General features: G+C 61.8%; 6 protein-coding genes and 1 pseudogene. 4 read left to right on the top strand and 3 right to left on the bottom strand.

Translation table 11 applies throughout. The features are described from left to right. The 4 genes and pseudogenes from ATE71_RS07565 to ATE71_RS07550 all read left to right on the top strand — a co-directional run. Nucleotides 1-493, top strand: a pseudogene (locus ATE71_RS07565) (hypothetical protein); the annotation flags it as partial. A gap of 71 nt (nucleotides 494-564) precedes the next feature. Further along, nucleotides 565-1,131: a TetR/AcrR family transcriptional regulator gene (locus tag ATE71_RS07560; protein ID WP_058802840.1), complete on the top strand. Its 567-nt coding sequence runs from the start codon at nucleotides 565-567 to the stop codon at nucleotides 1,129-1,131. A 49-nt stretch (nucleotides 1,132-1,180) separates the two neighbouring features. Further along, nucleotides 1,181-2,143 (top strand): quinone oxidoreductase family protein, encoded by a 963-nt coding sequence (locus ATE71_RS07555; protein ID WP_058802838.1) that lies wholly within the window; start codon nucleotides 1,181-1,183, stop codon nucleotides 2,141-2,143. A 16-nt stretch (nucleotides 2,144-2,159) separates the two neighbouring features. Beyond that, a complete protein-coding gene (locus ATE71_RS07550; RefSeq protein ID WP_152998681.1) occupies nucleotides 2,160-3,182 on the top strand; it encodes an alpha/beta fold hydrolase in 1,023 nt (340 codons plus the stop codon). Nucleotides 3,183-3,361: 179 nt separating this feature from the next. Here ATE71_RS07550 and ATE71_RS07545 read toward each other — a convergent pair whose 3' ends face one another. Genes ATE71_RS07545 through ATE71_RS07535 form a run of 3 tightly spaced genes read right to left on the bottom strand, consistent with a single transcriptional unit; the run spans nucleotide 3,362 to nucleotide 8,466 of the window. After that, entirely contained in the window at nucleotides 3,362-5,482 is a 2,121-nt protein-coding gene (locus ATE71_RS07545) for a peptidase domain-containing ABC transporter (protein WP_058802836.1), read from the bottom strand. Nucleotides 5,483-5,491: 9 nt separating this feature from the next. Then, entirely contained in the window at nucleotides 5,492-6,757 is a 1,266-nt protein-coding gene (locus ATE71_RS07540; protein WP_235587948.1) for an HlyD family secretion protein, read from the bottom strand. Beyond that, nucleotides 6,754-8,466 carry a prolyl oligopeptidase family serine peptidase gene (locus tag ATE71_RS07535; protein WP_160328023.1) on the bottom strand — a complete coding sequence of 571 codons (1,713 nt, stop codon included), beginning with the start codon at nucleotides 8,464-8,466 and terminating at the stop codon, nucleotides 6,754-6,756. The genes ATE71_RS07540 and ATE71_RS07535 overlap by 4 nt, the downstream gene beginning before the upstream one ends. Between the last annotated feature and the right edge of the window lie 35 nt (nucleotides 8,467-8,501).

Genomic DNA, 8,501 nt, shown 5'->3' with positions numbered 1-8,501 from the left:
CTCTTCGTCCAAAGCCACATCAATCCCCAAGCCAAATCACCAGCCGCCATCTTGGCGATCAGATCGACAGCGTCGAGGTGGGGTGCTCGCATCGCTAACGTTTGATCAGCTCAACGCCGATATATTCACGCTCTTCTCGGGCTCGAACCGGCACCTCTATGAGGCAGTGCCCGTGAAGATTTATGAGGATTTCTATCGAAGCGACCTGCGCTTTCCGAGTCAGGCCGAGATTGTCGGCCTGGTCTACGAGACGCTCGCGAGCAATGCCGATCTGTGGCGTGAGGACGAAGCACCGGTCGTGCTCGATCAGGTCGTCACGCGTAAGGGGCGGCGTATTCGTCGGGCAAGAATGAAAGGCGACTTCTGCCGGAGAGATCCGAACGTAGAAACTCCGCTTTGTTGGCGCTGGCTGACATGTCAAAATGGAGAGGGAACGACAGCCATAGCCGGGTACCTCGCCGCAACCTGCCAGTCCGAAATCGGCCAGTGGTGACTTAAGAATGGACGATCGCGCACATCAAAATCTTTATTGAACAAACGTTCCATAACCTCTATGTTCGACTCATGGCGAGACCGAAGACCTTTGACGATGATATGGCGCTTGACGCAGCAATCGGCGTGTTTCGTGAGCATGGCTATGAAGGCACGTCGGCGCAGATGCTGGTCGATGCGATGGGGATCGGGCGGCAAAGCCTCTATAACAGCTTTGGTGACAAGGCTGCACTCTACAACGCCGCCGTGCGCCGGTATTCGCGCAACGAGACCCAGGCTCACCGGGCAGCGCTTCGGACCGGCGACCGCGCGATCGACGGCATTCGCGCAATGGTCGACCGCGTCGTCCGCGAAGCCGGCCTGCCTTGTTTGGGAGTAAACTCAGTCGCCGAACTCGGGACATCCTGGCCCGCGCTCAATGAAATCCGCGCGGCAGCCGATCATTCGCTTCGCACAGCAATCGTCGCTCAGGTCGAGGCGGCGCAGGCCGATGGCGATATCGCCGTCGATCTGGACCCCGATACCGTTGCTACATGGTTCGTGGCGAGCTTCTCGGGCATCAGGATCGCCGCGCGCGGCGGGGCGAGTGCCGAGCATCTGAAAAGCCTGGGAGAGTTGACGCTTCGCGCGCTCCGCTGATCCCCTTTTTTGATCACTTTTGGAACGATCATTCAATAAGGAAGATGAAATGAAAGCCATTGCAATGACATCGCCTAATGGCGGCCTCGACCTGGTCGACGTCCCCAGGCCAGCGCCTGGTCCGGGGAATGTAGTCGTCGAGATCGCCGCCGCGGGCGTCAATTTCATGGACATCGGGGTGCGCCGCGGGATGGCCTGGACCGATGTCCCCGACCCCAAAGTGATCGGCGTCGAAGGCGCCGGACGCGTAGTGGCGCTCGGCGAGGGCGTTACCGGCCTTGCGATCGGTGATCGCGTCGCGTGGGTGTATGCGCCCGGAAGCTATGCCGAGCAGCTCGAGGTGCCGGAGGACGCCCTCGTTCGGATTCCCGACGCGATCGACGACCGCACGGCGGCGGCAATCATGATGCAGGGCCTGACCGCCAGCCACTTTGCAACCGACTTCTATCCGGTGCAGCCCGGTGACATCGCGCTCGTCCATGCCGCGGCGGGCGGTCTCGGCATGCTGCTCACGCAGATCGTCAAGCTGCGCGGCGGCACGGTAATCGGGCGCGTGTCGAGCGCGGCGAAAGTCGAAGCAGCGCGCAGCGCTGGCGCCGACCATGTCATCGTCGATGCCGAGGGGAATTTCGCGGACCGCGTCCTTGCGCTGACTGGCAACGGGGGCGTGAACGTCGTTTTCGACGGCTCCGGTCCCGCGACATTCGCGGACTCGCTCGCTTCGCTCCGGCGCTCGGGCACCTTCTGCTGGTTTGGGCCGGTGCTCGGCGGACCGGGGCCCATCGACATCATGAGCCTGCCGAGGAGTATCAAGCTCGGTTATGCGGTCTTTTCCGACCACATACCGACGCCCGCATTGCTACGCGAACGCACAGCGCAATTATTCCAATGGATTATGGACGGAAAGCTGCGCGCCGAAATAGGCGGTGTCTATCCGCTTGCCGATGCGGCGCGCGCGCATGCCGACATCGAAAGCCGCCGGAGCACCGGCAAGCTGCTGCTCATTCCCTGATGAAACAAAGGAGACGATGATGCCCCGGTTTCAGAACACCGATCGACGCGGCTTCCTGGCGCAGGCGCTGGCCGGATCCGCTGCGATCATGGTTCTTGCGGTTCCCGAGCCCACGATTGCGGCCGCGCCTGCCGACTTCGGGCCGCTCAAGCATATCCGCACGAGCTTGCTCGATATCGCCTATGCGGAAGTCGGCCCCGCGAGCGGTGCGCCGGTGCTGCTCATCCACGGCTGGCCATATGACATCCATACCTATGCCGATGCCGCGCAGATATTGGGGGCGCAGGGCTACCGCGTTCTTGTGCCCTATCTGCGCGGCTATGGCGCGACACGCTTTCTGTCAGATGTCACCCTGCGCAACGGGCAGCAGGCGGCTCTCGCTATGGACGCTATCGACTTTCTCGATGCGCTCGGGATCAGCCAGGCGATTGTCGGCGGGTGCGACTGGGGCGCGCGGACTGCGTGCATCCTCGCGGCCCTGCATCCCGAACGCGTCCGCGCGCTTGTGTCGGTCAGCGGCTATCTGATCGGCAGCCAGGCAGCGGGTGCCAAGCCACTGTCGCCCGAGGCCGAGCGGCGCTGGTGGTATCAATATTATTTCGCGACCGAACGGGGGCGGCAGGGCTATGCCGCCAACACGCGTGAATTCGCGAGGCTGATCTGGAAAACGGCGTCACCGCACTGGGCGTTCGACGAGGCGGTGTTCGCGCGATCGGCAGCGGCGCTCGACAACCCCGATCATGTCGCGATCAGCATCCACAATTATCGCTGGCGGCTGGGTCTTGCCAAAGGCGAAGCACGTTATGATGCGATCGAAGCGAAGCTCGCGACCTTTCCGACGATCGCGGTGCCGACGATCACGCTCGAAGGCGACGACAATGGCGCGCCGCATCCCCAGCCGCAGGATTATCGCGCCAAATTTACCGGCGCTTATGAGCACCGGACGAGCGAGGGCGGCATCGGGCATAATCTGCCGCAGGAAGCACCGCAGGATTTCGCGCGCGCCGTCGTCGATGCCGACCGGATGGCGGGACGGTGAGCCGCCACGGTCCTGCGCTGTTCGGCATTTCGGCCGTCCAAGCTGCGGTCTCGATGTCGTCTGCCGCGCCTTCTGCCTCTGCGGCGGCGTCTGCTCCCTTGAGATCGCGATATGAACGCGCGCCATTAGGCATTTCGCTCAGTTGCCCCTTCGCTGGCTTCACCGTATTTCACGAAGGTCTACCGGGGCGGAAGTTCATCTCGCGAAATTTCGTGAAGCTTCCCCGCGATCATCACGAGAATGCGTTCGGCAATCTCGATCGTTTCCCTGCGGTGCGCGATGATGATGCGGGTGATGCCCATCGCGCCGATGGCGGCGTTGACCGCTTGTTCGTGCGCCGCGTCTAGATGGGCGGTGCCCTCGTCCATGATAAGGATTTTGGGTTGCCGGTAAAGCGCGCGCGCGAGCAAGATGCGCTGCTTTTGACCACCCGATAGCGTTGATCCCATCTCGCCGACCAGCGTTTCATATTGCATCGGCATGTGGGCTATGTCGTCGTGGATCGACGCCGCCACGGCTGAAGCGACGACGCGCTCCCTATCGACCGATTCGTCGAACAGCGCGATATTGTCGGCGAGCGTGCCGGCGAACAGACTGTCCTCCTGCAACACCGCCGCAACCTGCTCGTGAAAGCTCTTGTAGCCGAAACGCGCGAGCGGCAGGCCATCGACCAGCACCTCGCCGCTATCAGGCTCAACGAGCCCGAGCAGCAGCTTGACCAGCGTCGATTTGCCGCCGCCCGACGGGCCGGTAATCGCGACATGCTCGCCGGGCTCTACGGTAAGATTGACGCCTTCAAGGACGAGCGGATCGCTCGGAGCGTAACGATAGAAAACTTCATGCAGTTCGATCCGGCCCTTGAGGCCCGTCTCGATGCCGGCGCTGGCCCCGAAGCTCTTGTCCTCCTCGGAGAGCGCAATGTCCGACAGGCGCTCAAGGTGCAGCCCGAGCATCTTGAACGCGATGCCCTGGTCGATCAGTGCTGCCGCCTTCTGAATGAACTGGGTCTTGTAGGCCAAGTACGCAAAGACCATGCCGACGCTGAACCCGGCGCCGTCGATCGCGAAGCCGATCGCGAGCCAGATGGTGACGATATTCTCGATCCCGAAGATCAGGACGTTCGCGGTCTGCTGCCAGATGGCGATGCGCGCGACGCGTACGTCGGCGTTGACGGCGTCGGTGAGCCGCGTCTGCCAGAGGGCGTGGCGCAACGTCTCGCGGCCGAACAGGCGCAGCGTCGTCATGCCGCGCAGCGTTTCGATGAGCATCGTCTGCTCCTTGCCGCCGGCGATGATCGCCGCCTCCTGGGCTTCGCGCTCGAAGGAGAAGGAGACGAAGCGCACAATACCGTAGAGGGCGAAGGCGACTAGCGCGACGAAGGTGAGCAGCGGACTGTACCAGACCATCAGCGCCAAGGTCAGGATCGCCATTGCGCCATCGACGAGCGCGGCAACCGCGCCTTGTGTCAGCATATTCTGGATCGGCAGGATCGACTGGAAGCGCGAGAGTATATCGCCTGCATGCCGCTTCTCGAACCAGTCGATCGGCAAGCGGAACAGGCGTCGCGCAATGTTCGACGCGAGCCCGAACCCGAGTGTCGTGCCCGCGACGAGCAGCACGAACGAGCGCAGCAGCGTCGCCGCCGCGTTGATCAGCGTGAATAGCCCGAAGCCGAGCGCGAGGACGGTGAGCAGATCCTTGTCGAGTGCGGGCAGCGCATTGTCGATCGCAATCTGCATATAATAGGGCGAGGCAAGCACGAAGGCCTGCAGCACGAGACTGAGCACGAGCACCTGCGCGAGGGCGCGCTTCATGCCTGTCATGCGCCGCCAGAGCTGCGACAATTTCAGCCGCTCGCGCTGCTTTCCGGTCTCAAAATTGTCGCTCGGCCGAAGTTCGAGCGCGACGCCGGTGAAGTGGTTCGAGACCTCTGCCATCGGCATCCACGTCGAACGTCCATCGGGGTTGTGGACCAGCGCGCGGTCGCCTTTCACTCGCTCGAGCACGACATAATGGTTCATGTCCCAGTGCAGGATGCAGGGAACGTGCAGATTGCCGAGCTGTTCGAGCGGCAGCTTGACCGCGCGCGGGGTCAACCCGATCCTGTCGGCGAGCCCGATCAGCGAACGCAGCGCTGCGCCGCGTAGCGAGGGCGCGAAGCGGCGGCGCATCGTGCCGAGGTCGATGTCGAGGCCGTGATAGCCAGCTACCATCGTCAGCGATGCAAGGCCGCATTCGGCTATCTCGGTCTGGCGAACGAGGCGCACCCGCGCGCGCGTGAAAAAACCAAGATCGAGCATGAAGCGCCTCTACCGCCGTTGCACGGCGAACAAGGGCTCGAACAGCCATGTCAGCACGCTTTGCTTTTCGGTCACGATGCGCCCGGTCAGCGTCATCCCCGGTACCAGCGGTTGGTCTCGGCCGAACGCCGACACCGCCGCCTCGTCGAGCGCCACCATGACCGGATAAACGGGAATGGTCGTTCCATTGGGACCGGCGGTTCCAATCGAACTCGTCGCGACGGTCAGAATCTTCCCCGTCACCGTCCCGAAACGCTGATAGGGAAAAGCATCGACCGACAGGCGCACCGTCTGCCCAGGCTTCACAAAGCCGATTGCGGCGCTCGGCACCGCCAGCTCGGCGCGCAGCACCGATCCCGCCGGCACGATGGTCATCAGCGGCGTCTGGGTGCTGACGGGCTGTCCAATGCGCGCGGTTAGCGCCGTGACCTTGCCCGCGACAGGGGCACGCAAGACGTAAGCGCGTGATCCCGCCGTGCTGGCTGCCTGCTGCGCAACTTCGGCACGGCTCGCTGCGAGGCTGGCATGTTGCGCCCGTGCCTGGGCGCTCACCTGCGCCGCGCTCCGCTCGGCTTCCGCAACGGCGGAATGTTTCGCCGCGAGCGATTGCGTCAATTGCGACAGGCCTTGTCGCCGAGCAAGCAGCGTCTCTTCGCGCACCTGCAAGTCGCGTTGGCTGATGAAACCGCGCGCAGCGATGGTGCTCGCGCGGTCATAATCCTTCTGTGCCGATTCGATGAGGTCGCGCTGCAAGCCGATCTGCGATTGGAGTTGGCTGATCTCGGCGGTGAGGCCGGAGCGCTGCGCGGCCAGTTGGCGCAGTTGGGCGTCCGACGCGGCATAAGCGGCGGTCATTTGTGCGGCGAGGCTGGTGTCCTGATTGTCGACGGCTGCCGCAATCTGCGCCGCCGTCGAAACACCGCTTGCGCTATCTTCCTCGGCGCGGATCGACGCAAGCTCGGTGCCCGCCTCGACCGTTTGACCGTCGCGAACCGACAAGGAGGCAATGACGCCGCCGCGTGTTGGCAGGATTGTGGCAACGCCCTTGTCGGGCGTGATCGTGCCGGCAACGGTTTCGACCCGCGAATAGCTCGCAAGCGACAAGAACGCGACCGCAACCGCCACGCCGACGAAGAGCAGATAGCCGATGCTCTGCCATGATATCGGCACTGCAATTGCGACATCGCCCGAAAGGCGATCAATGCGCCGGGAAAGGGCTTGGTGACGAAACAAGAAGGGAAATGCCTTGGGGACAGCGGCGATGGTCGGTTTCATCGACCACGGTTGGCGAATGACAATATATGGCTCATTTGTTCCGCATATCCGTCGACTGACGTCGGAGGGCCATGAGCAAGGTTGGGGTCAATTATCAATTCGACCTCGATCCCCTTTTGCCTCGCGGCTTTCGCAAACGCTTCTCCGTGATAGGAAGGAGCGATTTCATCGCGACCGCCATAGAGCAGAAGAAACGACGGCTGGCGTTTCGACTTAAATTGTTCGACGACTGAAAGCGGCGACGCCTGCCGCATGAAGGCAGTCTTGGCGGCCTCATCCTGAAATGTCGGATAGATGCTCGCATCGAAACTACCGGCAGTTAGTCCACGCGCAAGGTCGAGAGGCGACTCGTCGATGATGGCGCGGTCGATGCTGTCCGGTGCCTTTAGCGCGGCAAGCGCGGCAAGATTGCCGCCGTGGCTCGCTCCTTTGACCGTGACATCCGAGCAACCGCGTTTCCGAGCTTCCTTTGCAATAGCAATGAGATCATCGACGGATGCCGTAAAATGCCCATTTATACCTTGGCGATAGCCTTGCTCTCCCATGTCGCCACCACCGCGCACGAAAGCTGCAATGTAGCTGTTGCCTCGCTCCAGCCAGTAGGGACCATAGCTGGTCAGATAGTCCAAATGGGTCGTAACGCCATAGCCGCCGTAAACCTCTATCAGCGCGCGACCGCGGCATGTCCTGCCGTGGGGCGATGGCGCCTGGGAGACGAGAAGCGCCGAAACTCCGCCAGCTTCGCTTCCGATGGGCGAGACGCTGAACTTTTCCGCTGCAAACGTCGGCGGACGAACTTTGACGATATCGCCGACATACGGGTCTGAATTGCCACCTTTTCCGATTGCGATGCTGACAAATTTCAACGGCGAAAGAAAACCGTCGACAGCGAGTTGCAGATGGCCCGAAAAGTCATCGCGATGCAGAATGGAGATATTGTCACCTGCCGACGCCTCAAGATCAAGCCGTCCTCCGCGCGCCGGATCGGTGATTGAGACCCAGTCTAAATGAGGCCCCTTGGCATTTCGCGATACGGTGAACACCAGATCGCCAATTAAGCTGATCGAAGACTTATCGCTTAGGCTGGCTGGATTTGTTGTCGCCAGCAAGAGGTCGGGAGCAGCAAATCGGCGTATCGTGCGCTTCGCCGCCGTATCGATTGCGCCGCCATTGCCAGGCAGGGCCACGGCTACGATATTGGAGGAACAGATTTGCTCGCTCCGCGATTCTGCATCGGTGGTTTCCGCGGGTGATTTGAGCAGGCATTCTGAAGCGTCGAGCATCATCAGCTCGTTATTCGGTAGCAATTCTAATGGCGCATAAGCATCAGAGTGCCGGAATACCCGACTGAGGCCATCGGATGAGAGCTGGGTAATATATTTTGTGTCGCCGTCGCTCCAATTGGCGAAAGCCGTCGTCCTTATAATCGAGTCGCCATGCGATGCCTCCGCATTGCCGATGACGTAAACTGGCGCGCCGGGGGGCGTCATGATGTTGCCGCTGGCGGGGACAAGCCCCGCGTCAGTTACCTTCGCGACGTCGAATTGCATTTTCCAAGGCCCACCCGAGAAGCCTCCTATTGAACCGTCCGAGTAGGCCGTCGGATAAATATAACCTTCAATGGCAACCGTCTTGGATAGGTGCCGTCCCGCCCGCAGCTCGAAGGAAAGGAGGATCGTCTTCCCATCCTCATAAAACCAAGCCAGCATGGTATTGCCAGCCGATGGCAAGTAGCGAAGCCCGG

Origin of the sequence: Sphingopyxis sp. H115 (assembly GCF_001468465.1) — a bacterium.
Lineage (GTDB): Bacteria > Pseudomonadota > Alphaproteobacteria > Sphingomonadales > Sphingomonadaceae > Sphingopyxis.
This window is presented reverse-complemented; position numbering and strand designations above follow the sequence as displayed.

Bases quoted from the DNA above. Each gene is read 5' to 3' on its own strand.
- ATE71_RS07560 (WP_058802840.1), top strand. From the start codon at position 565: ATGGCGAGACCGAAGACCTTTGACGATGATATGGCGCTTGACGCAGCA.
- ATE71_RS07555 (WP_058802838.1), top strand. From the start codon at position 1,181: ATGAAAGCCATTGCAATGACATCGCCTAATGGCGGCCTCGACCTGGTC.
- ATE71_RS07550 (WP_152998681.1), top strand. From the start codon at position 2,160: ATGATGCCCCGGTTTCAGAACACCGATCGACGCGGCTTCCTGGCGCAG.
- ATE71_RS07545 (WP_058802836.1), bottom strand. From the start codon at position 5,482: ATGCTCGATCTTGGTTTTTTCACGCGCGCGCGGGTGCGCCTCGTTCGC.
- ATE71_RS07540 (WP_235587948.1), bottom strand. From the start codon at position 6,757: ATGAAACCGACCATCGCCGCTGTCCCCAAGGCATTTCCCTTCTTGTTT.
- ATE71_RS07535 (WP_160328023.1), bottom strand. From the start codon at position 8,466: ATGCTGGCTTGGTTTTATGAGGATGGGAAGACGATCCTCCTTTCCTTC.